The sequence below is a fragment of the Novosphingobium sp. BL-S-32 genome (genome assembly GCF_056857055.1).
Map to the genome: position 1 here is coordinate 1,315,408 of NZ_CM166477.1, position 19,513 is coordinate 1,334,920.

A 19,513-nucleotide genomic window follows, 5' to 3' on the forward strand; every position below is an offset into this window, starting at 1 on the left:
CCGGAGGCGGCATATCGCCGTCTCCGGGCGGTCCGCGAGAGCCGCGTTTGCGGATCGGCATTATTGCCCATTTGCGCCACCCCATAGCGGAGCCTTTCGCCGGCGGGCTGGAGATGCATACCCACCTCCTGGCACGCGCCTTGCGCAAGCGCGGCCACGCGGTGACGGTATTCGCCTCGACCCATTCCGACCGCCGCCTGGGACTGGAAGCGATTTGCACCGAGACCGCGCTTGCCGCGGTCGGCACGACGGAAGCGGGCGACGTGGCGTTCTTCACGGAGCATCATGCCTACCTCAGCCTGATGAACGGCCTTCGGCACCGTGACTTTGACCTGATCCACAACAACTCGCTCCATTACCTTCCGGTGACGTTGGCGGACACGCTGCCGATGCCCGTGGTCACCACGCTGCACACTCCGCCGTTCTGCTGGTTGGAGAGCGGCGTACGGCTATGTTCGGCACGAAACCATGCCTTCGTCGCCGTCTCGCAGGCGGTCGCCGCGTTCTGGGCACATGTCGCCAAAGTGGACGAGGTAATCCTGAACGGGATCGATCTTGAGAACTTCGCATTCCGCCCGATTTCCGATGAGGCGGGGTATCTCGTCTGGTACGGGCGGATCGTACCGGAAAAGGGCCTGCATTTCGCCATCGATGCAGCGCGGCTGATCGGCCTGCCGCTGCGCATTGCCGGGCCGATCCTTGACCCCGATTATTTCAGCACCCGCATCGCTCCCCGGCTCGGGCCGGACACGGTGTATATCGGTCATCTTGCCCACGCCGATCTGGCGCGTCTCGTCGGCGGTGCGAGAGCCTTCCTGTGCACACCGATGTGGGACGAGCCCTACGGACTTGTCGTAGCAGAAGCGCTGGCGTGCGGTGTCCCAGTGGCGGCTTTCGCCCGCGGAGCCATCCCCGAAATCATCGACGCGAACAGCGGTATCCTGGCCCGGCCCGATGACGTTGCCTCGCTCGCCGCAGCGGGGCTTGCGGCATTGTCGTTGAAGCGCAGCCACTGCCGTGCCCGCGCCGAATGGCTATGTGATTCGCAGCAAATGGTGGGCAACTACGAGACCCTGTACCGCAATCGCATCGCTGCACACCCCAACGGGAAAGCGCGTTCGGCAGTTACGGACCCCGCCATTCAGAGCTGCGTTGGCGCTTCCAGTTTGATGCGCTCCTGTGCCGGAGGGCCTCATGGTTGACATGGTATCCAAGGCCCGGCGCGGCGGCATGGAATTTTGCGTGTGTGTCCCGGCCCGCAATGAAGCGCGCAGATTGACGACATTGCTCAACGCTCTTGCTGCCCAGACGTGGGAAGGACTGATTCCGGTCTCGATCGTCATCAACAATTCCAGTGACGATAGTCTTGATGTTGTGAGGCGGGAACAGGCGCGGCACGAGGGCCGACTGTCGCTGCACGTCGAGCAAGTGACGTTTCCGGAAGCGATGGCTCATGCGGGATCGGCTCGCAGGATGGCGATGGACAAGGGAAGTGCATTACGCGCTCTTGATCGGCACTTTGTTCTGGTCAGCACGGATGCCGATACGAGACCCCCTCCCGAATGGCTGGAACGTATATCGCGGGCTATGCTTTGCGGAGCGGACATAGTCGGTGGCGACCTTGCGATTGACCCCTTCGAGCCTCTGCCGCCGCAGGTCGCGAAAATTCGGGATGCCTGGGAGAATTATTGGCAAATTGTGCGCAGGATAGAGGATGCAATCGACCCGCTGCCGTGGGATCCGCCTCCTCGCCACGGAGATCATACGGGTGCCTCGTTGGCGATCCGCGCGCAGCTATACGCAAAATGCGGCGGGGTGCCGCTGTTGCCGACAGGAGAAGACCTTGCGCTTGTCGCTGCGGCCGTCGCTGCCGGCGGAAAACTGGTTCATCCGCAGGACGTCTTCACTTACGTATCTCCGCGCCGCGATGGCAGAGCGCATGGAGGCATGAGTTGTCACATGGACGCGCTCTTCCAGGACGCTGTTCGTCAAGGCCAGCCCCGAGCCCCGGCATTCGAGCACTGGCGACTGCGTGCGCTCTGGCGCCGAAAGCTACGCAGCGAACCGGATGGCAACGCCCGGATCGCCCTGCTCGAGCCTTCGCTTGATCCCATGCCCGACGACATGGTGCTCGAGGTCGCGACATGAGGCGGCGTCCGATCGGCTATTACGTCCATCACCAAGGCGCCGGGCATCTCGCGCGCGCGGTGGCCATTCAGACTGCGAGCGACTGGCCGATTGTCTTGCTTGGGACGGGCGTCGGCGAGGCGGGCGTAGAGCTCGCCGATGACTGCCTGGTCCCGGGCAGGTGGGATGGGCAGGACAATGCCGAATGTCGCCCACATGCACTGCATTATGCTCCGATCGATCATCGCGGTGTGCGCGCCCGCGTTGCCCGCTTCACCCAGTGGATCGCATCCGCTGAACCAGCCTTGATGGTCGTGGACGTTTCGGCAGAGATGGCGATGATCTCGCGCGCGGCATCGGTGCCCACGCTCTACGTCCGTCTTAACGGCAAGCGAAACGACGCGGCCCATCTCGAAGCATTTCGCGCAGCGCGTGCGCTGCTGGCCCCCTTTCATGCCGATCTCGAGGAACCTTCGACTGCGCAATGGGTGCGGCAAAAGACCTGCTACTTTCCCGGTATCGTCTGCCCGCCCGCAAGCGACGTACCTGTAGATTGCAGCGTCCTGATCGCATTCGGGCGCGGCGGGACGCCCGGCGAGGGAGACCGCATCGCTGCCGCAGCCCGCGCATGCCCGCAATGGCAATGGCGCGTGATCGGTCCCGCCCAGGTACCCCTCAATCCGCCTGACAATCTGACTTTCGCCGGTTGGAGCCATACGCCCGAGCGCGAGATTGCGCGCGCTGCGATTGTTGTCGGTGCAGCCGGCGACGGCGTGGTCGGCGCGGTGATGGCAGCCGGGAGGCCTTTCATATGCATTCCCGCTAGCCGGCCTTTTGACGAACAGGATGCCATAGCCGCCGGCCTCGCGGCAGCGAGAGCCGCGATCGTCCTTCCGGCATGGCCAGCGGCCGAGCGCTGGCCCGAGCTGATCGAACAGGCACTCCGGCTACCTCTCGCAGCCCTCGGCGCGCTCCACGATGCCAGCGGTGCGCAAAAGGCAGCGGTCTGGCTCGCCGAGCAGGCGAGCCAGACCCGCTTTTTGGAGCACTCGGCGTAATGCTTTCCACCCTTGCCACATCCGATCGACCGGGGCCGGCGACGCGCGCTGCGGCGATAGCGACGCGCATTGCCGAGCTTGGCGCGCGCTACGATGCTGCGCCGGTGTTTCCGATAGACAGCATCCGCTGTCTTGTTTCCGCAGGGCTGCACCGCGATTTCGCGGCGCCCGCCAGCGGAGGCACGCCCTTCACCGATACGTCTGCCCGGTACCGGGCGCTGCTGGACGTTCTGCGCATCGTCGGCCGTGCCGACCTCAGCCTCGGTCGGCTCTATGAAGGCCATGTTAACGCCCTCGCCTTGTTCGAATGGTACGGCACCCCAGCACAGGCTGCCCGGCTCGAACGCGAGTTGGAGCAAGGCGCGTTATACGGGATATGGGCGACGGAACCACCGCCGGGCGTCGTCATCGAGCACGATGGTGAAGGCAAGCAGGTGCTTAGCGGCAGCAAGTCGTTCGCCAGCGGAGCGGGCGGACTTGCTTTTGCCCTTGTCACGGCGCAGCCCCCTGAGGGCTCGCGGCGGCTGATAATTGTGCGTGCCAACGATGCGCGCCGCGCCGATTGCACTGGGTGGCGCGTTCGCGGCATGCGAGCGACAAATAGCGGGCTCTACGATCTGACGGGACTGGCTGTAGAGGAGATCGACCTGCTGGGCCTTCCCGGCGACTACGATCGAGATCCGCGTTTTACTGCCGGGGCATGGCGATTTACCGCCGTTCAGCTAGGGGGGATCGAGGCGCTCGTCTCCGAGACACGGCTCGCGATACCCGATTCCGCGCGTAGCGATCCTCTCCAGAGGAAGAAGTTTGCAGACTGCGTCGCGGCTGCCCGCACCGCCTATCTCTGGGTCCGCGAATGCGCGATGCGCGCGGCGCGGGATGACGAGGACGGACCCGCCTTCGCCCGCATGACACGCGGCGTGGTCGAGCGCGCCGCGCTTGACGTCATGGAGCTTTCCGCGCGGATCGTTGGCACCCGCAGCGCGATGGACGGGGAGCGCATCGACAAGATCTGCCGCGACCTCGCGCTCTACCTGCGTCAGGCCGGAGCTGACCACGCGCGCGATCAGGCGGCTCTTACATGGCTCGACCGTGACGCCTGGGGCGATGGAGATAGGCTGTGGTAGATCTGTCGCTCGCCCGGCGGCCATACCAGGCTTTGCGCTGGCTGGTGCTGGCCCCCCATCCCGACGACGAGACGCTGGGGGCAGGCGCGCTCATCGCACAAGCCGCGCTCGGCGGCCATTTCGCGGCGCTTGTCTACCTGACCGATGGATCGGGGTCGCACGTAGAGCGCGCCGGCCTTTCATCGCGGCGAAAACGGGAGGCGGGTTTAGCCCTGTTCCGGCTGACCGGGAGCCGCAGCTTCCCGCCCATCCATCTCGGCTGGACCGACGCCGCCCCGACCGCCCCCGAAAGCATAGCATTCGCCCGGACTGTCTCGGCACTTGCCGCCCTCTGTCGCCGTCTCCGAGTAGACGCCATCGCCGTGACCGCGCGGCACGAACCCCACTGCGACCATGCCGCCGCGGCCGGGGTCGCCTATGCGGTGCGCGCGAGTGCGAAATGCCGGCTCCTTGTGGCGGAGTACCGCGTCTGGGCAAGTTCCCCTCCTGCGCGGGACTACCGGACACTCAACACTCAGGCGATGCCGATCGGGAAACGGCGACAGGCCCTGCGCGCGCATCGCAGCCAACTCACGCCCTTACATGGCCCCGGCTTCCGGTTGCCTGCCCAACGCCAGCGCATGCCCGCATCCGACACCCTGTTTCTGCGGAGATCCCGATGATCCGACCGTCCACCAGCCTCCCCCCCGATTACTTCGAGGAGATGTTCAGGCAGACCGATGATCCATGGGACCTGGAAACGAGCGAGTACGAGCGCGGCAAACACGCCCATACCATTCGCGCCCTAAACAACCGGGTCTACGAGAGCGGTTTCGAACTCGGGTGTGCGAAGGGCGCATTGACGCGGGCGCTGGCGCCATATTGCCGCAAGCTGCTGGCAGTAGATGTCAGCGTGACGGCACTGCAGGCCGCACGGGCAGGATGTGCGGCGCTGTCCAACGTATCTTTTGCCGAAATGTCCTTCCCCCGGTCAGCACCTGCCTCTTCATTCGATCTCGTAGTCCTGTCCGAAGTCGCCTATTACTGGGCCGATCCAGACCTGCACGAGGCCGCCAGGTGGCTGGCCTCTCATGTAGTGCCGGACGGAAACGTGCTTCTGGTCCACTGGACGGGAGAAACCGATTACCCCCAGAGCGGTGACGAGGTGGTCCTGAAGCTCCTGGCGATGCTTGAGGCGCGGGTCGACGTGATCGAAGCCCAGCGCATGCCGTTCTATCGCCTCGACCTCTGGCGGATCCTGGCGTGACTCTCTAGCGTCCTGACCCTCGTGAAGAACCGTCCCGCTCATCTGGCACAACTGATCGAGGGCCTGCGCCGCAGCACGGTTATACCCGGCGAGCTCATCGTCGTCGACATGGGCAGCCGGCCTTCGGTCGCGGTCGGAGAAGCGCCCTGCCCGGTCCATATCCTCCACCTTTTCCAAGATGAGCTTCCATTGGCGGCCGCGCGCAACATGGCGGCGGATGCAGCTGGAGGAGACGCGCTGCTTTTTCTCGATGTCGACTGCATTCCCATGCGCGGGCTGGTCGCTGCGATGGCGGACGTGATCGCGGAGCATGATGCACTCGTCTGTACACAAGTGCGCTATCTCGGTCCGGATGACGCGCGCGGACAATGGGAGGAAGCTGACCTCCTGTCCCGCTCTCCGGGTCATCCGGCCCGGAGTTTCCCTGCCAGCGGACTGCGTCCGGTGCAGGATGCAGGACTGTTCTGGTCGCTGGTCTTCGGCATACGGCGCGGCACGTTCCTCGACCTCGGGGGTTTTGACGAGGCCTTTACCGGCTACGGCGCTGAAGATACCGACTTTGGCTTGCGCGCACGGAATGCGGATCTCCCGTTATTGTTCATGGGGGGACCGGGCGCGTTCCATCAGTTCCACGACATGTTCGAGCCGCCTCTCCAGCATTTTGACGACATCGTTCGCAACGCACGCGTATTTCGGGAGAAGTGGGGCTGGTGGCCCATGGCGGGCTGGCTTGCCGCCTGCGAGCGCGCCGGACTTGTCGCATGGACGGACGATAGCCTCGAGGTACTACGACAGCCAAGCAATTCCGACATCGCGCGGGCCCGCGTGCTCCTCGCAATCCCCTGAAGGCGGTGCCGGCGGGTTTTGGCCCACCGGCACAAGCGTTAGCGTTGCATCGAATGCTTGATGGTTCGCATTTCGTCATGGCCTGCCTTTACGGAGGCGTAGCAGGTCTCGATCAACTGGAGTACTTCGGGTGATAGGTCCAGGTCTTCGAGAGCATCCTCGAACTTGGCCTTGATATGGTCTTCGCCCGCTTCGACTTCGTTGACGATTGCCTTGTCATCATGGCCGGTCATTGAAGCCTTGAGGTTGAGGAACATTCGATGGGCGCCGGCCAAAACCGTGCCGTCGTCTTCCGCATTGCCGCCGAGGCGAACCACTTCCTGCTGAAGCCGTGAGGCAACTTCGCGGCGTTCGGAGGCCCGGCTGGTGAAGAGCGCGCCAAATTGCCCGCTGTCGCTGTCCTTCGCGGCTTCACTATAGCCATCCACGCTGTCAATGGTGGTGGCGATAAGAGAGTTGAGTATTGAAATATCGTGAGAGACTTCGGTCATTGTCATACCTGTCGAAAAGGTCGGAACGACGATCGTCCGGACACTAACCAAACGCAGCCTGGAACAGAAAGACACGGAAGCCGGAACGAAATTAACCTGGATCAGCACGATTTGCACGCGGGTTAATCTGTGCTCCCGAATCCGACCGGAATGCGCAAGGCATCTGCGGCATCGTCAATCTCTCGTTGCTGGGTGAGGCTATCGAGCATGCAGTTGAAGAATTCCAATGCCTCGTAGGACGTCGTCAGGGGCAGTTTCACTTTGGCCCCCTCAAGGGCAACCGCAACCGCGTCCTCCGAAGCGGCGCGAAGCTCTTCCAGAAACGCCTCGCGACTGGTCGCCTTGCCCAGAGCTTCGATCATCAGTGCTTCCATCATTTCGACGAGCGCGCCGCCCTGCGCAGTACTCGCGGCACTGCTAAGGAATTCCGGAACCTCGGTAAGCGTCTGTGACCCACCGGATGCCGGGCTGGCTTCGTGCAGCACAAGGGGCTTTCCGGCTCCCCGGTCCGTTACAAGATACCATCGGTCCCCATTCGAGTTCACCGCGAAGGGTGTTCCGTAATTGGCCATGATAATTCCTTCCATTGCGCGGGGCGTCCGCGCCACTACGCCACTAGTTTTGCAGGACCTGCGAGACGGATTGCATCAGCTTCTGATGAGTCCATGGCTTGCGGATGAATTGGCCGTCGGCGGGCCGCAAATCCGAACCAAGGTGATGGTGGCCCGAGGTGAGGAGAATGCGCACCGGAGGCCAAAGCCGCTGCACCTGGCGCGCAAGTTCCAGTCCGTCGAGCGTTCCGGGCATGTCGATATCGGTGAACAGCAGGCATATTGCTTCGTGTCGATCGAGGATGATCAACGCCTCCTCGGCATTTCCGGCCTCGAGAACCTCGAAACCCTCTGCGCTGAAAATGTCGACGGCCAGCATGCGTACAAGGGCATCGTCTTCGACCACCAGCACAGTAGACTTGGAATCGTAATTCGGCATCAAAGCTCTCCTTACCGGGGAGCTGCCCCGTTTATGTTCAATGCCGTCCGCGGATAGAAGTTCGCAGCGATGAATAATTTAGTCAGGCTCGCGCGCGAGAGGCATTGTAAAGGTGAAGCACGTCTCGGCATTGTCCGAACGCACGCAGAGCGTCCCACCGTGGGCACGGGCGATTTCGGATGCGATGTGCAGACCAAGTCCCAGGCCCTGGTTACCGCCGCGTCCTTGCCCTCGCTGAAAGGGCTGGAAAAGCCGTTCCATCGTGTCCGGCGCGATAGCCTCGCCGCCATTGGCGACAGAGATCGTCAGATTGCCCTGCCCCGTCCTCGCCTGCAGCCGGACCGGAAGTTCCTCACTCCCGTGCATCAGGGCGTTGCCGAGCAGGTTCGAGAGCAATTGCCCGATGCGTATGTGATCACAATCGACGGGCTCGTCGAGCGCATAGGTCGCCTCGACCCGCTGATCGGGCGCGATGGAACGCACCTCGTCGACGATCTGCCGCAGCGTAGGTTCCAGAGGCTCGTTTGCGTCGCGCGAAAGCGTAATGCCGCCGCCAAGCCGGCCGCGCGCGAAATCCATCACGTTGTCGATGAGGCCAAAAGCGCGCACGGCGCTGCCGTCCATCAGGTTCAGCACCATGCGTGCGCGCTCGCTCAGCGTTTCCCTCTCAAGAATGCGAATGCCGCTGACGATCGAGGCGACCGGGTTGCGCAGATCGTGGCCCAGGACTGCGATAAACTGCTCACGCAGTTCGGAATCAACGTGGGCGGCCTTCACTTCTTCCTGGGCGTCGTTGCGCTCGCGCAGCAAGTTGCGTTCATAGGCACGCCGTTCCGTCGCCAGGAAGACCGTAAAACGTATGAAGCTCACCCGGCCGACTTGATCGCGGCGCTCTATCGCATTGACCAGTGTGGGGAGGAGGCGGCCATCGGCGGCGACGATGTCCAATGCGACTTCATTGAAGCTGCCCTGCATGTGCAGCATCGGAGCGAAGTGGGTTTCGTAGAAAATCTTGCCGCCGATCGCGAGAAGATCGGAGAAACGCTTCCCTTTCAGATCCTCGGCCGGATATTTGATCCAGTTGGCAAACGTTCGGTTGGCCCGCGTGATGCGGCCGTTCCGATCGGTAGAGAGGTATCCGCATGGGGCCGTCTCGAACAGGTCTTCGAAATCAAGCGCTTCCCCACCGCCGGGGGGCAGAGGGGCTGGCCCCTCAGACAAAGGCCCGGATCGCCTCGAATGTCGCTACCGGAGCGCTCAGGTTTGGACAATGCCCGGTGGCATCGAGCACGACCAGTTCGCTTCCCGGTATCGCCTCATGCACGTACCGGCCGACGCTGAGGGGTGCGATGACGTCGTCGCGGCACTGTAGGATCAGCACGCGCGCACCGATCGCAACCAGATCGGCTCGATTGTCGGACAGGAATGTCGCGCGGGCGAACTGCTTGGCGATCTCGGGATCGGCGCGGCAGAAGCTTTCGGCCAATTCCTCGCCCAATTCCGGGCGATCCGCATTGCCCATGATCACAGGTGCCATGGTTCGCGACCAGCCCAGGTGATTGCTGTCGAGAAAGTCGAGCAGGTCATCGATCTGCCCGCGGTTGAACCCGCCGATATAATCGCCGTCGTCAATGTAACACGGTGAAGGCCCAACCAGGACCAGCGTGGAGAACAAATCCGGTGCACGACGAGCGGCGAGCAGCCCGATCATGGCGCTGACCGAATGGCCGACAAAGATTCCGCCCCTTATTCCGGTCGCGCGGGCCAGCTCCACCACATCCTCGCAGTATCCGTCGAGGGATGCATATTTCACAGGGTCGTAGGCAAGCGGATCGGTCTGCCCCATTCCGACATAATCGAACAGCACCGTGCGAAAAGCGGGCTCGAACCGGGGCGCGACATAGCGCCACATGTTCTGGTCGCAGCCGAATCCATGCGCAAACATCATTGTCCGCCTGCCCGAACCGCTTACACGAGCATTGAGTTTGCGCACTATATCCATTGCACCATCGCGCGTCTGCCCGATACCAGCCTCCGCGAGCTTGAACGAGGAACGTGATGCCATAGCGAGAGATGTCCTGGGCCCGCAATGACGAGCCGCGTCAAATGCTCTTAGGACCGTTCACGTGAGCGTAGCAGAACGTGCCCTCATTTCCTAATTCGGTTTTGGATCAATCGCGACTTCCTCGCCCACGGTAGGGCTCGGCGACCTCGGATTTATATGGCACCGCAACGAAATAATATTCAAAATATCCATCATATATGAAATAATATTCCGACATTATTGAATTTTAAAGAAGGCGCCCTAATTAACATATATCGCCGTCCTTATTTCGAGCAAAACGCGACTGAGAGTTGATTGCTCCCGCTCAAGCGGTGAAGCCCATGTCCCACAGACCTTTCAGAAAATCGCGTTCCTTTTCCGCATTTTCTTCCGCTGCAAAGGAAGCCGAGCGAATACCCAACTCCCCCCCTCCAGCCGAGATGGCGCCGTCCAATTCGGGGGAAGGCGGAGCCAATGCGAAACCTCGCGAGGTTACGACCCTTGAACGGCGCGTCCTCTCTCACGAGCGCATACTCCAAGCATTGATCGGTCATCTCGCCGACGATGATCCGAATATTTTCGAGCAGCTCAATGCACGGTTCGGATCCGGGCACGATCTCGGCGAGTACGAACAGGATTACGTCTCAACAGCGCATTTTTCCGAGCATTTCCTTGGTGCAATCGAAGAACAGATCGCGGCGCGAAAAGCACCCACTGCCAGACACATTCCCGCCTCGATTGCGAGGAAGAGTGCGCCAATAGCAATTTCTTTCCTTGATCAAGATGGTGCGGATAGAGCTCAGCGCCAAGAATGGGAAAACGAAGGCGGAGCATTCACCATTCCCCTCGTACCTCGGAGATCCGCCTACTTTCAGATTTTTCGCGCTGAAATGGTAATGCTAACATCGACTCAATACGCAGGCGGAGATTGGCAGTGGCAGCTTCATGACCGTACCGGCGTACTAATGGCCGGCGGCTACGGATTTCTCACCAAGGCAGACTGCCTGAAAGCCGTTCGATTTGTGCAAGACCGAAGCCAGGCCGCCAAAATCCTCATCGATTAAAACTCGTGCAAGATGCGCCCGCCCTGCTTACAGGCTCGGCCTTGGCCAGGGAAACGCTCAATGCTAGTGGTATGAACGCAACGGATGAGTCCCGTGAATTGGTCCTCAAAGGCGCAGATTTCCGTCAATCCTTGGGGATCCATCCGATTGAATCGAACCAGTAGCTGCGCGCAACGCCTCTGACTGGAGCGGCAAGTCGCCTTTCACCCTGAAGCTGTGAGGCGCGGATCTTGGCGTCAGGCGCCGTGTAAAACTGATCTGTGACTCGCATCGCAGCGTTCCGCTCAAGCGCTAAACGTGCTCGATATCGGGTAGCACCGTAAACCGTCCGATTGTGCGATTGGGACCGCCTTGAAGCGCGCCGGGATTGCCGGAGGCCGGTCGGTTAAAATTCGGCTGCAATGGGGACGCGTGTGGACTTCGTGAAGCCTCCTCGCATAGTGGACCTGAAGACCCTTGAGCGACTGAGAACATGACGAACTCAAAGTTCACAATAGAGGCATTTTGCGGGACGGCGTCACCGCCCCTTCTAGGATCTGGCATGTTCGAAGTCATTACCGAGACGGATATTCCGAGCATCGTATCCTTGATGAACCGCGCCTATCGCGGTTCGCAGGCGAACTCCGGCTGGAACTCAGAGGCGGGCTATATCTCGGGTGATCGCATCACCGAGCAGCTGTTGCGCGTTGATCTTGCCGCCAAGCCTGGCGCATTTCTCAAATGGTTAAATCCGTCGAGCGGCAAGACCCTCGGATGTGTCTGGCTGGAGCCGATGACGAACGCTGTCTGGTACCTTGGTTCGCTCGCGACCGATCCTGAGCGTCAAAATTCAGGTTTGGGGCGGTCACTCCTCGCTGACGCAGAGAATATGGTTCGTATCCGCGGCGGACGTCGCGTTCGAATGACCGTCGTCAACGTCAGGGAAACGCTCATCGCATGGTATATTCGCCGAGGCTATCATTTGACAGGCGAGACCGAGCCCTTTCCCTATGGCGACAACCGGTTTGGGACGCCGCTGCGAGATGACCTTGCGTTTGTTGTTCTGGAGAAGCCTTTATCACAGGCAGATTCTGTCGATCTGGAGAGCTGCTACAATTCCACCACGCTAACTATGCCGTGACGAAGCTGATAATGCCGATCGACCTGGCTCAATATTACTTGTGATCATGCTTTTGTGAGCGGGGGACTATTTTCTTACGTGGGCACTGAAGCTCGCTTACCCACGGTCCATCCGCTACGGGCAATCCGCTACGGGCAATCCGTGCGATCGTCGGCGAGGCACTCGAGGTATGGACGCTTCGATCTGGGATGTGACGGTCGTTAACAAGAACAGGATCCGAAAAAGGGCGAGGAGGCCCTCGCCAGCTACTGAGAAATGCCGCGCAAATTGATCGCGGAGACTTTGCCATTCCTGGCGATCAGTATTTGATAGAAAACGTGCTGGTCGGTCGTGAGCGTCCACATTCCCGATGCGATCACAGCGGAGACGTGGACGAAACAGTCGGGCCCGCCCTCGAGCGGCGCGATGAAGCCGTAGCCTTTTTTGGTGTCGAAATTCAAAACTCTCCCTTGTGGCATTTGCCCAGCCTTTCCGCCTGCGGCAAAGATGTGCCGAAGTCCTAAAGGAGGACAAGTCCATCAGGTGACGATTGTTGCAAGCCTGACTTCACAAGGGTCATTCATTTGCAGATTCGGTGCGATTTTCAGCTCTTCAGAAATCGGCTTCACGGCGATCCTCTTGATCCGCCGTTTGAATCACCTGAACGCTCTGAAATACCCAATCCAGTTCGGCCATGCTGATCGAATAGTTGGGAGAACAACGGCCCTAGATATAGGCCAAGTGCAGTAGCTCGAAACAACGCTCGGTACACTCTCCATCGCGCGGCCAGACCAGAATCAGATCGAGCGCGGCGTTGTGGGCCCAGCCGCGCAGAAATTTGAGGTCGTGCCAGAGCGAGCAATAGAGCGTCTTGACAGTCAGAACGGCCTTATACTGTTGACCGGCCGCCTGGTACAGCTGGAATACGGCATTGTTCTTTCCCCGCAATGTCCCGAAATTCGAAATATCGAGGAAGGTCTCGGCGCTCGAAACCTACTGCTGGAAAAGCTGCTGGGTTTACTGGCGTAGTTCGTCGCTGAGCCTCTTGAGCACCCGAAAGTCGAGCTGGGCCTCCGCAGTCTTGAGGTTATTGGCCGCGCCCCGGCTCTTCGCGGATCGAGACGATGCAAAGCTGACCCTTGCAGCTGAGCCAACGCCGGTCAGATATCCGATTGTAGGCATTTCTTGATCTCATTGGCATTGCTAGTCCCGGACCATTTCCGGGCAGTGGGGAAACCGAAGGCAAAGTCACAGCTGTTTCGGCGGACCGTCAGGCCGTAGCTTCAACGAACGACAGGCGCTGGCAGCTTGTTTGCGGCGTCAGCGGCCGTGAGGAGCCCGCCTTGGCAGGCGAGGAAAGAAGGCGCTCACGATGGTTGCGGCGGGAACCGCGACTTTCCCAGGTCAATGCCTCACTACGGAATGGATTGGGCCCGATCCGGGAACAATGTCAGAACCGAAGCCGGAGACGCAATGAGCACCAAGGGCGCCTTGATGGGGCCTGCATCGCGGTGCCGGATACCTAGGGAGCCCCACCGCTAACGCGTCTCTTCCCTTACACACCGCAGAAACGCGGATTGCGACCTTTTATCGACCGCGCCCGAACCCCGCAGTATGCCGCAGAGGAGCGTCGATTCATCGCATCGAGAATGGATCGCAACCTCGTTCGATTGGAGAACTTGCAGGTCGTTTTGGTGAAGCGAGCCATTGTCCGCGCATGGAGAACGCTATGGCGATCTATACGCTCAAGTTCCATGAAGACCACCATGGCCTTGCCAAGAATATCAGGTTCGAGGCTACCGACCCGGGCCTCGCTCTCTTGATCGCCAAGAAAGAAGCGCCCGATCGACCCGCCGAACTGTGGGACGGCTCGCGAAAGCTTTGTACGCTCAAACAGACCGACGCGGGTGTGTGGGAGATCGGGGCGTGATCCATCAGCCATCGTATGCCGATGTCGGACAGCTTTGGCCGGCCGGGAACTCTTCAAGGGCTGCTGCAGTTTGTCAGTCCGCAAGCGCCTGGAAGAACGATGGAGGTCAGGCATGAAGATCTATACACTGCGGTTTTCGGACGATGGCGAGGGCGTTGCGAGGCGCATCGAATTCAAGGCCGAGGATCTCACTGGCGCGCTCATCATTGCCCATCGCGAGGCGGATCGCAGAACGGCTGAACTGTGGGAAGGTGCAAGCAAGCTATGCACCATTCGGCGCGAAGCCAATGAGAACGAAGCCCCCGCCTTTTCGCAGCGTCGGCAGATGGCCTGACTGTCGGCGGGTAGCAAATCCAGTTTGTCGCCCCTTGGCACCGCGCGGGGTTTGATTGTCTCGGGAAATGATCAGGGGCGGCGCGTCACGAGGCGGATTGCGACGAAAAGGCTGCAGTCGGCTTTTATGCGCTCGAAGCCGTTTGCACCGGCCAGTTCGCGTACGACCTGATCGGAATGATTGCTCGCCGAAAGGACAAGGGCCCAATTGATGCAGTCGTCGCAGATCGGATCCGGAGAGAGCCATGAGATCAACTTTTCGATGGCGTAAAGCGCGTCAGCCTGAATTGCTGTCCTGGTATTGGTCCTGTCACCGATTTCGTGCCACCCTGATATGACCACGACAATGAAGTCTCGCAAATACGCGGCAGCAGATTGCCGAGCGCGAGAACGCTTCACGACAAGATCAGTGCTGGGCGCGGACGGCGGGCTTACGCTGAACGGATCGGTCGTGGATTTACTGTCATTCCTGGCAAGGAATGCGTTCACCTGTTCGGCGGCGAGGACGCGGCGAACATTCGCCAATGTCAGTCGCGTACCTGTACAATCCAATTCGTAGACACTTTGCGCTCTGGTGATCGGCGTTGGTGCTCGATTTCGGCTTGTGGAAACAAGGCCAAGGTCGCGGAATTTCGGCGGCGCAAGCGTGCGCCGCTACCGACGTGTGACGCCGGCCAAGGAACGTAGATTTCGCCCCCTCCCCTTTGGACAGGAATGGGCACATCATACGGCAGGAGAGCGCACTCGATAGCCTCCTGCCGTAAGATCTGGAACTTCAGGCTACGGACGACAGTCTCTGGCGAACAGAGATATGTCGATCCGTCATGCTTCAAGGCATCCTTCTGCCCCGACCGAAGAAGTAGCCAAGAACCAGGATCACCACCGCAACGAGCAGGAAGAGCTTTGCAAGGCTGACAGAAAGACCTGCTACGCCGCCAAAGCCCAGAAGCGCCGCGATTAACGCGACAACGGCAAAAATGATGGCCCAGCGAAACATGAGGGCTCTCCTTTATATAAACGCTGCGCCGACCTTTTCGAGCAGCTCTCTTGCAGAACTTTCGGCCGCCCCCGGTGTTCCAAGAGATGTTGCGAAGGCCGACGCCAATTATAGAGAGCGAGTTTGGTATTTTCCCGGCGCGGCTTCTGCGCTGCCCGTCCTGGAGGCAGTTGTATCGCCCGAATTGGTTGTCGTGCTCTCGAAAATTGGCAGATCACGCGGTGCCTTTCGTGAAGCGGGCCATCACGCGCCCGCGGGCGTACCGGCATCCTGATCGGGAGGGAGCGCGATGGGCGTAGCGGCACAGATGGTGCGGAGTGCCTTTTTCAATCCTTCCTCGATGGTCGGATGATAGAAGGGCATGGCCAGAAGCTGCGTCGCAGTTAAGCCGCCCTGCACCGCCCAGGCCAGCATGTGTGCCAGATGCTCGCCCGCAGGCGTGATCAGATCGGCACCGATCAGCCTCCCGTCGGGCGCTGAGGCGTAAAGGGTCAGCACCCCGCAATTGAGCCCGTCAACGCGCGCGCGGCCCTGATCGGAAAAATCCGCCGATCCGGTGACCGTCCCCTCCTCTTCCGCCTTGCCGATCGTGGCCAGCACCGGTTCGGTGAAAGTGATGGCAATGGGCGTGTTGCGCGCCGCCGGGATCGGCGCGGGATAGGCAGCGGCGTTGCGGCCGGCGATGGCGCCCTCGTGCGAAGCTTCGTGCAGGAGCGGCAGATCGGCCGCTGCATCTCCTGCCAGGAAGACAGCGCTTTCCCCGCAGCGCATCGTCGTGCGTTCGTGGAGGGGAACGCCATGATCGTCGAGGTCGAGCCCGGCCTTGTCGAGATCGAGCCCGTCCAGCTGCGGCTTTCGCCCGACGGCGACGAGCGCCTTATCAAATTCCGCCTCGCCCTCGCTCGCGCCGCTCCAGTTCAGGCGCACGCCACGCTCTGTCGCATAGGGCATGACGTCGACGCCGAGATGCAGGGCGAGATCATCTTCCAGAACCTCGCGCAACCGGCCATGGACTTTGTTGCAGCGCACTTTGGCCATGCGCGCGCCCTTGTCGAACAGCGCGACTTCAACGCCAAGGTGGGCGAACGCCTGCGCCAGTTCGAGGCCGATGGCGCCCGAGCCGACCACCGCCAGGCGTTTCGGCAGGTCCGCCAGTTCGAACACCGTGTCGCTGGTGAGCGCTGCCTCCCCCAGCGCCGCGAAAGGCGCGGGCAGGATCGGCGCAGAGCCGGTAGCGATGACGATCGCCCGCGCTTCCACGCGCCGCCCGTCGTCGAGAATGAGGCGGCCGGGCCCCTCGAAACGGGCGTGTGCGTGGATCGCCACGTCCTTTGGCAGCCGGGTGATCGACTCGCGTACCAGGCGGGCGAACCGGTCACGCTCCGCGCGCACGCGCTGCAGGACGGAAGGACCATCGATCCTGACGCCATCGACCTCTATCCCGAACAGGCTCGCTCGCCCGATACGCGCGGCTTCACGGGCTGCGGCGATCAGCAGCTTGGAGGGCATGCAGCCCACCCGCGCGCACGTGGTCCCGTTGAAATCGGGATCGATCAACAGGGTGGAGGCCCTGTTCTTGCGCGCGGCGCGCTCGGCAGCGAGACCGGCGGTGCCGGCGCCGATTACCGCGACATCGGTCTGCAGGACAATCGTGCGGGCTTGATTCTCGCTCATGGGCTGGGTGCTTCCGATGGATTGGGGAGGATGTGCCGGCATTAGCCGTGACGCGCGCGGTGACGGTCGAGTGTCCTGGCGGCAGCGGAAAGCGCATGCGTCACTTCCTCGTGCCAGGCACCGGGACGCAGGCGCCGCACGGCCAAATGGGCGGCGCAGACGATCGGCGTTTTCGCCCAGTTATGTGCCAGAGCCAGCGCCCATGCTGCAAAATCGTCGGCGGCGCCGGGGCGGTGCTGCAGTGCCTTTCCCAGCATCGGATGAAAGCGCAGCCGCGACTGGGAGAGGACGTGGCCGAGCAAGCCAGGAGCCGCCAGCACCATCAGCGTGTCGTCGACATGGACGATGCCGCTTTCCCGGTGCCGGACGAGGACGGAGGCGGCATGGACGGCGTCATCCGCGGTCACCAGATCGAGCCCGGCAGGGACTGAAAAGTCGAGATCCGGGAACGTGGCCTGCGTTGTCTGGTCCTCTATTGCGTCAGGCTCCCACGGTAGTTCGGGCGCCCGTTCGCGGTGCCGCCGTGTGCCGAACAACCGCGCATGCGGCGCCAGTTCATGGGCGGCGGCGCAGTGCAGCGTGTGAAAGGGGTGGACGTTGATGATCGTGTCGATTGCATCGCCGTTTCCGGTAAGGCTGAGCAGCGCATTGCGGTCGTCACCGGACACGCCGTAGCTGTCGATAAGGGTGAAGCGCCCTCCTGGCCTTCGCACCAGAGACATCTGGGTGCCAAGATTGACGATCTTTGCGATCTTGAACGAGCCGCGGAAATTCCAGAAATTCTCGGCAAGCTTTTGCATGGCCGGCTTGGCTCCGTTTCCAGGGTGATAACGATCGACCGTGGATGCGAATGCAAACCGCTGAGGTGGTCATCGTTCCTGCCGAAAATGGTGCTGAGGAGCGGAACTAGGTGAGCCGCGCGGCGAAACAGCGATTGATCCGCGCTCGAACGCCGCGTTTACCTGCAATCCGTCGTGGATGCCGCCGCTGCCTTCTCAGACTTTCCGCGCGGACGACTGCCGGTTGGATTTCATCAAAGCGATGGCGAGGCTTTGATGAAATCCTGGTCACGATCCGGAATTTCAGGAACTGATAGCCCGTGGCCCCTCCCTCCCCTCCAACCTTCGCTGCCGACACAGTGGCCATTGTCAGGAGAAATCGGCTTCCTGATAGCCCGCCATAGGCTCAGGCGATCGGATTCCACACACAAGGCCGATCTTCGCGCGGCGCTCTGGTTTCTGTCGACCGCGGCTAGGTTGATGAACACTGGGTCCGAACGCGCCTCAATCATCGACATTGCGAACGTCCGGTAAGTACACTCAAGCTGCCCCAATTACGCTTGTTTGCGAAATCAGGACACCTGACGAGTGCCACTGGATCGAACACTTGAAAGTAAGGTGGCAAAATGCCACCTCCGGATACAGAGGTCATCCGTGGCCCAATCAATCAAGCTTGCCGATGACATCTTGAAGATCGTACGTCGCGAATCCGAACTGCAAAGTCGGTCCGTCGCGGGCCAAGTCGCGCATTGGGTGCGCATCGGTCGCGCGATTGAGCAGTCTGGCCATTTTGATCATGCCAGAATCACAGCGGCCCTGGCGGGGCAAATCGAGTCCACCGCGCTCACTAGCGAAGAAAAGGACGTCTGGCTCGACAGCTTCGCCGAAAAGATGGGGCAGCCCGGGCCTGACGAGAAATCCTATTTCGCTGGTCGGCGGCAGCTTGGCCTCGGCGTCGGCCTCGATGCTGCCGGTAATCTCATAAGCGAGAAGACTGCAAGCAAGGCATGAAACCGACGATGATAGTGCTTGCCGGACCAAATGGTGCCGGCAAGTCCACTCTCTATCAGCTTCGCGTTGCACCCAGCTTCGCGGGTCCGTTCATAAACGCTGACGTCATCCAGCGTGACGAAGTCCGTGATCCATCACCAGAGGCATCTTACGAGGCCGCACAGATCGCCACCTCGCGCCGAGCCAAGTATCTCGCGCAGGGGCAGGACTTCGTAACCGAGACCGTCTTCTCACATCCGTCTAAGCTTGAGCTCGTAGACGAGGCCCGCGCCAGCGGCTTCACCGTCATCGTGATGAATGTCGGCGTCGATACGCCGGAGCTATCCGTAGCTCGCGTAGGCGCTCGTGTGGAAGAAGGGGGACACATCGTGCCGGAAGAGAAAATCCGCACCTGCTGCGCGCGTGGCATGCCGTTCATTCGAGCGGCAATCTGCAAGGCTGACCGCGGCATGGTCTTCGACAATTCCCGCCTCAATCACCCTTCAAGCCATTGCCTTACCTTCTCGGCCGGGCGGCTGATTTTCGCTTTGCCTCATCTGCCCAGCTGGATCATGTCCGTCTACGTGGCAGACGTATACATCAAGACCCGCCAACTAAACTGCCGTTCGCGGCTCTGAAGCAGCTCCATTGTAGCAGCCATACGTTCCCGTTGACGCCCAGGGCAACGGAAGGCCGCTTTTCCAAAGGTCAATAATCA

The 19,513-nt window shown here is 61.1% G+C and carries 24 protein-coding genes; 14 read left to right on the plus strand and 10 right to left on the minus strand.

What is annotated here, in order from left to right; translation table 11 throughout:
- The first annotated feature begins 47 nt into the window (after positions 1 to 47).
- The 7 genes from AC1VVK_RS22310 to AC1VVK_RS22340 are packed head-to-tail and all read left to right on the plus strand — an operon-like array spanning position 48 to position 6,404.
- The gene (locus AC1VVK_RS22310; RefSeq protein ID WP_482906755.1) at positions 48 to 1,202 is read left to right on the plus strand and encodes a glycosyltransferase; all 1,155 of its coding nucleotides are present in this window, start codon (positions 48 to 50) and stop codon (positions 1,200 to 1,202) included.
- Entirely contained in the window at positions 1,195 to 2,148 is a 954-nt protein-coding gene (locus AC1VVK_RS22315; RefSeq protein ID WP_482905376.1) for a glycosyltransferase family A protein, read from the plus strand. The genes AC1VVK_RS22310 and AC1VVK_RS22315 overlap by 8 nt, the downstream gene beginning before the upstream one ends.
- The gene (locus tag AC1VVK_RS22320; RefSeq protein WP_482905377.1) at positions 2,145 to 3,185 is read left to right on the plus strand and encodes a glycosyltransferase; all 1,041 of its coding nucleotides are present in this window, start codon (positions 2,145 to 2,147) and stop codon (positions 3,183 to 3,185) included. The genes AC1VVK_RS22315 and AC1VVK_RS22320 overlap by 4 nt, the downstream gene beginning before the upstream one ends.
- Positions 3,185 to 4,312, plus strand: a complete 1,128-nt coding sequence (locus AC1VVK_RS22325; protein ID WP_482905378.1) for an acyl-CoA dehydrogenase family protein — start codon at positions 3,185 to 3,187, stop codon at positions 4,310 to 4,312. The genes AC1VVK_RS22320 and AC1VVK_RS22325 overlap by 1 nt, the downstream gene beginning before the upstream one ends.
- Positions 4,306 to 4,974: a PIG-L deacetylase family protein gene (locus tag AC1VVK_RS22330; protein WP_482905379.1), complete on the plus strand. Its 669-nt coding sequence runs from the start codon at positions 4,306 to 4,308 to the stop codon at positions 4,972 to 4,974. The genes AC1VVK_RS22325 and AC1VVK_RS22330 overlap by 7 nt, the downstream gene beginning before the upstream one ends.
- Complete coding sequence (locus AC1VVK_RS22335) at positions 4,971 to 5,558, plus strand: SAM-dependent methyltransferase (RefSeq protein ID WP_482905380.1); 588 nt, start codon at positions 4,971 to 4,973, stop codon at positions 5,556 to 5,558. Before AC1VVK_RS22330 ends, AC1VVK_RS22335 begins: the two co-directional genes overlap by 4 nt.
- A gap of 21 nt (positions 5,559 to 5,579) precedes the next feature.
- Positions 5,580 to 6,404, plus strand: coding sequence for a glycosyltransferase family 2 protein (locus AC1VVK_RS22340; RefSeq protein WP_482905381.1), 825 nt, complete (start codon positions 5,580 to 5,582; stop codon positions 6,402 to 6,404).
- Positions 6,405 to 6,442: 38 nt separating this feature from the next.
- Here AC1VVK_RS22340 and AC1VVK_RS22345 read toward each other — a convergent pair whose 3' ends face one another.
- From AC1VVK_RS22345 to AC1VVK_RS22365, 5 genes are all read right to left on the minus strand, one after another.
- Positions 6,443 to 6,895: a PA2169 family four-helix-bundle protein gene (locus AC1VVK_RS22345; RefSeq protein ID WP_482905382.1), complete on the minus strand. Its 453-nt coding sequence runs from the start codon at positions 6,893 to 6,895 to the stop codon at positions 6,443 to 6,445.
- 122 nt (positions 6,896 to 7,017) lie between these two features.
- Positions 7,018 to 7,467 carry a hypothetical protein gene (locus AC1VVK_RS22350; protein ID WP_482905383.1) on the minus strand — a complete coding sequence of 150 codons (450 nt, stop codon included), beginning with the start codon at positions 7,465 to 7,467 and terminating at the stop codon, positions 7,018 to 7,020.
- Positions 7,468 to 7,510: 43 nt separating this feature from the next.
- Positions 7,511 to 7,885 carry a response regulator gene (locus AC1VVK_RS22355; protein WP_482905384.1) on the minus strand — a complete coding sequence of 125 codons (375 nt, stop codon included), beginning with the start codon at positions 7,883 to 7,885 and terminating at the stop codon, positions 7,511 to 7,513.
- Between the two features lie 78 nt (positions 7,886 to 7,963).
- Positions 7,964 to 9,046: a PAS domain-containing sensor histidine kinase gene (locus AC1VVK_RS22360; protein ID WP_482906756.1), complete on the minus strand. Its 1,083-nt coding sequence runs from the start codon at positions 9,044 to 9,046 to the stop codon at positions 7,964 to 7,966.
- Positions 9,047 to 9,098: 52 nt separating this feature from the next.
- A complete protein-coding gene (locus tag AC1VVK_RS22365) occupies positions 9,099 to 9,887 on the minus strand; it encodes an alpha/beta fold hydrolase (RefSeq protein WP_482906757.1) in 789 nt (262 codons plus the stop codon).
- 383 nt (positions 9,888 to 10,270) lie between these two features.
- On the opposite strand from AC1VVK_RS22365, the gene AC1VVK_RS22370 reads away from it, so the two are divergent.
- Positions 10,271 to 10,993: a hypothetical protein gene (locus tag AC1VVK_RS22370; protein WP_482905385.1), complete on the plus strand. Its 723-nt coding sequence runs from the start codon at positions 10,271 to 10,273 to the stop codon at positions 10,991 to 10,993.
- Positions 10,994 to 11,534: 541 nt separating this feature from the next.
- Positions 11,535 to 12,113: a GNAT family N-acetyltransferase gene (locus tag AC1VVK_RS22375; protein WP_482905386.1), complete on the plus strand. Its 579-nt coding sequence runs from the start codon at positions 11,535 to 11,537 to the stop codon at positions 12,111 to 12,113.
- Between the two features lie 245 nt (positions 12,114 to 12,358).
- Here the strand turns inward: AC1VVK_RS22375 and AC1VVK_RS22380 are convergent, their stop codons facing one another.
- A complete protein-coding gene (locus AC1VVK_RS22380) occupies positions 12,359 to 12,553 on the minus strand; it encodes a cold shock domain-containing protein (RefSeq protein WP_482905387.1) in 195 nt (64 codons plus the stop codon).
- A gap of 1,268 nt (positions 12,554 to 13,821) precedes the next feature.
- Between AC1VVK_RS22380 and AC1VVK_RS22385 the strand changes: the two genes are divergently transcribed.
- Together AC1VVK_RS22385 and AC1VVK_RS22390 are read left to right on the plus strand one after the other, a co-directional pair.
- Positions 13,822 to 14,022, plus strand: coding sequence for a hypothetical protein (locus AC1VVK_RS22385; RefSeq protein WP_482905388.1), 201 nt, complete (start codon positions 13,822 to 13,824; stop codon positions 14,020 to 14,022).
- Between the two features lie 112 nt (positions 14,023 to 14,134).
- On the plus strand, positions 14,135 to 14,356 hold the full coding sequence (locus AC1VVK_RS22390; RefSeq protein WP_482905389.1) for a hypothetical protein: 222 nt from the start codon (positions 14,135 to 14,137) through the stop codon (positions 14,354 to 14,356).
- A 71-nt stretch (positions 14,357 to 14,427) separates the two neighbouring features.
- Here the strand turns inward: AC1VVK_RS22390 and AC1VVK_RS22395 are convergent, their stop codons facing one another.
- Complete coding sequence (locus AC1VVK_RS22395) at positions 14,428 to 14,880, minus strand: hypothetical protein (RefSeq protein ID WP_482905390.1); 453 nt, start codon at positions 14,878 to 14,880, stop codon at positions 14,428 to 14,430.
- Positions 14,881 to 14,919: 39 nt separating this feature from the next.
- On the opposite strand from AC1VVK_RS22395, the gene AC1VVK_RS22400 reads away from it, so the two are divergent.
- On the plus strand, positions 14,920 to 15,042 hold the full coding sequence (locus AC1VVK_RS22400; RefSeq protein ID WP_482905391.1) for a CGNR zinc finger domain-containing protein: 123 nt from the start codon (positions 14,920 to 14,922) through the stop codon (positions 15,040 to 15,042).
- 142 nt (positions 15,043 to 15,184) lie between these two features.
- Here AC1VVK_RS22400 and AC1VVK_RS22405 read toward each other — a convergent pair whose 3' ends face one another.
- The 3 genes from AC1VVK_RS22405 to AC1VVK_RS22415 form a co-directional block, all read right to left on the minus strand.
- Positions 15,185 to 15,352, minus strand: coding sequence for a DUF1328 domain-containing protein (locus tag AC1VVK_RS22405; protein ID WP_482905392.1), 168 nt, complete (start codon positions 15,350 to 15,352; stop codon positions 15,185 to 15,187).
- 243 nt (positions 15,353 to 15,595) lie between these two features.
- Entirely contained in the window at positions 15,596 to 17,026 is a 1,431-nt protein-coding gene (locus AC1VVK_RS22410; protein ID WP_482905393.1) for a dihydrolipoyl dehydrogenase, read from the minus strand.
- A 41-nt stretch (positions 17,027 to 17,067) separates the two neighbouring features.
- Positions 17,068 to 17,826, minus strand: coding sequence for a hypothetical protein (locus AC1VVK_RS22415; protein ID WP_482905394.1), 759 nt, complete (start codon positions 17,824 to 17,826; stop codon positions 17,068 to 17,070).
- A gap of 633 nt (positions 17,827 to 18,459) precedes the next feature.
- Here AC1VVK_RS22415 and AC1VVK_RS22420 point away from each other — a divergent pair.
- Together AC1VVK_RS22420 and AC1VVK_RS22425 are read left to right on the plus strand one after the other, a co-directional pair.
- Positions 18,460 to 18,816, plus strand: coding sequence for a TA system antitoxin ParD family protein (locus AC1VVK_RS22420; protein ID WP_482905395.1), 357 nt, complete (start codon positions 18,460 to 18,462; stop codon positions 18,814 to 18,816).
- On the plus strand, positions 18,813 to 19,433 hold the full coding sequence (locus AC1VVK_RS22425; RefSeq protein ID WP_482905396.1) for an ATPase: 621 nt from the start codon (positions 18,813 to 18,815) through the stop codon (positions 19,431 to 19,433). Before AC1VVK_RS22420 ends, AC1VVK_RS22425 begins: the two co-directional genes overlap by 4 nt.
- Positions 19,434 to 19,513 lie beyond the last annotated feature (80 nt).

What these genes read in the sequence shown, in the direction of transcription:
- AC1VVK_RS22315 (WP_482905376.1), top strand. Translation starts at nt 1,195, where the DNA reads ATGGTTGACATGGTATCCAAGGCCCGGCGCGGCGGCATGGAATTTTGC.
- AC1VVK_RS22320 (WP_482905377.1), top strand. Translation starts at nt 2,145, where the DNA reads ATGAGGCGGCGTCCGATCGGCTATTACGTCCATCACCAAGGCGCCGGG.
- AC1VVK_RS22325 (WP_482905378.1), top strand. Translation starts at nt 3,185, where the DNA reads ATGCTTTCCACCCTTGCCACATCCGATCGACCGGGGCCGGCGACGCGC.
- AC1VVK_RS22335 (WP_482905380.1), top strand. Translation starts at nt 4,971, where the DNA reads ATGATCCGACCGTCCACCAGCCTCCCCCCCGATTACTTCGAGGAGATG.
- AC1VVK_RS22345 (WP_482905382.1), bottom strand. Translation starts at nt 6,895, where the DNA reads ATGACCGAAGTCTCTCACGATATTTCAATACTCAACTCTCTTATCGCC.
- AC1VVK_RS22350 (WP_482905383.1), bottom strand. Translation starts at nt 7,467, where the DNA reads ATGGCCAATTACGGAACACCCTTCGCGGTGAACTCGAATGGGGACCGA.
- AC1VVK_RS22355 (WP_482905384.1), bottom strand. Translation starts at nt 7,885, where the DNA reads ATGCCGAATTACGATTCCAAGTCTACTGTGCTGGTGGTCGAAGACGAT.
- AC1VVK_RS22365 (WP_482906757.1), bottom strand. Translation starts at nt 9,887, where the DNA reads ATGGATATAGTGCGCAAACTCAATGCTCGTGTAAGCGGTTCGGGCAGG.
- AC1VVK_RS22370 (WP_482905385.1), top strand. Translation starts at nt 10,271, where the DNA reads ATGTCCCACAGACCTTTCAGAAAATCGCGTTCCTTTTCCGCATTTTCT.
- AC1VVK_RS22375 (WP_482905386.1), top strand. Translation starts at nt 11,535, where the DNA reads ATGTTCGAAGTCATTACCGAGACGGATATTCCGAGCATCGTATCCTTG.
- AC1VVK_RS22385 (WP_482905388.1), top strand. Translation starts at nt 13,822, where the DNA reads ATGGCGATCTATACGCTCAAGTTCCATGAAGACCACCATGGCCTTGCC.
- AC1VVK_RS22390 (WP_482905389.1), top strand. Translation starts at nt 14,135, where the DNA reads ATGAAGATCTATACACTGCGGTTTTCGGACGATGGCGAGGGCGTTGCG.
- AC1VVK_RS22405 (WP_482905392.1), bottom strand. Translation starts at nt 15,352, where the DNA reads ATGTTTCGCTGGGCCATCATTTTTGCCGTTGTCGCGTTAATCGCGGCG.
- AC1VVK_RS22410 (WP_482905393.1), bottom strand. Translation starts at nt 17,026, where the DNA reads ATGAGCGAGAATCAAGCCCGCACGATTGTCCTGCAGACCGATGTCGCG.
- AC1VVK_RS22415 (WP_482905394.1), bottom strand. Translation starts at nt 17,826, where the DNA reads ATGCAAAAGCTTGCCGAGAATTTCTGGAATTTCCGCGGCTCGTTCAAG.
- AC1VVK_RS22425 (WP_482905396.1), top strand. Translation starts at nt 18,813, where the DNA reads ATGAAACCGACGATGATAGTGCTTGCCGGACCAAATGGTGCCGGCAAG.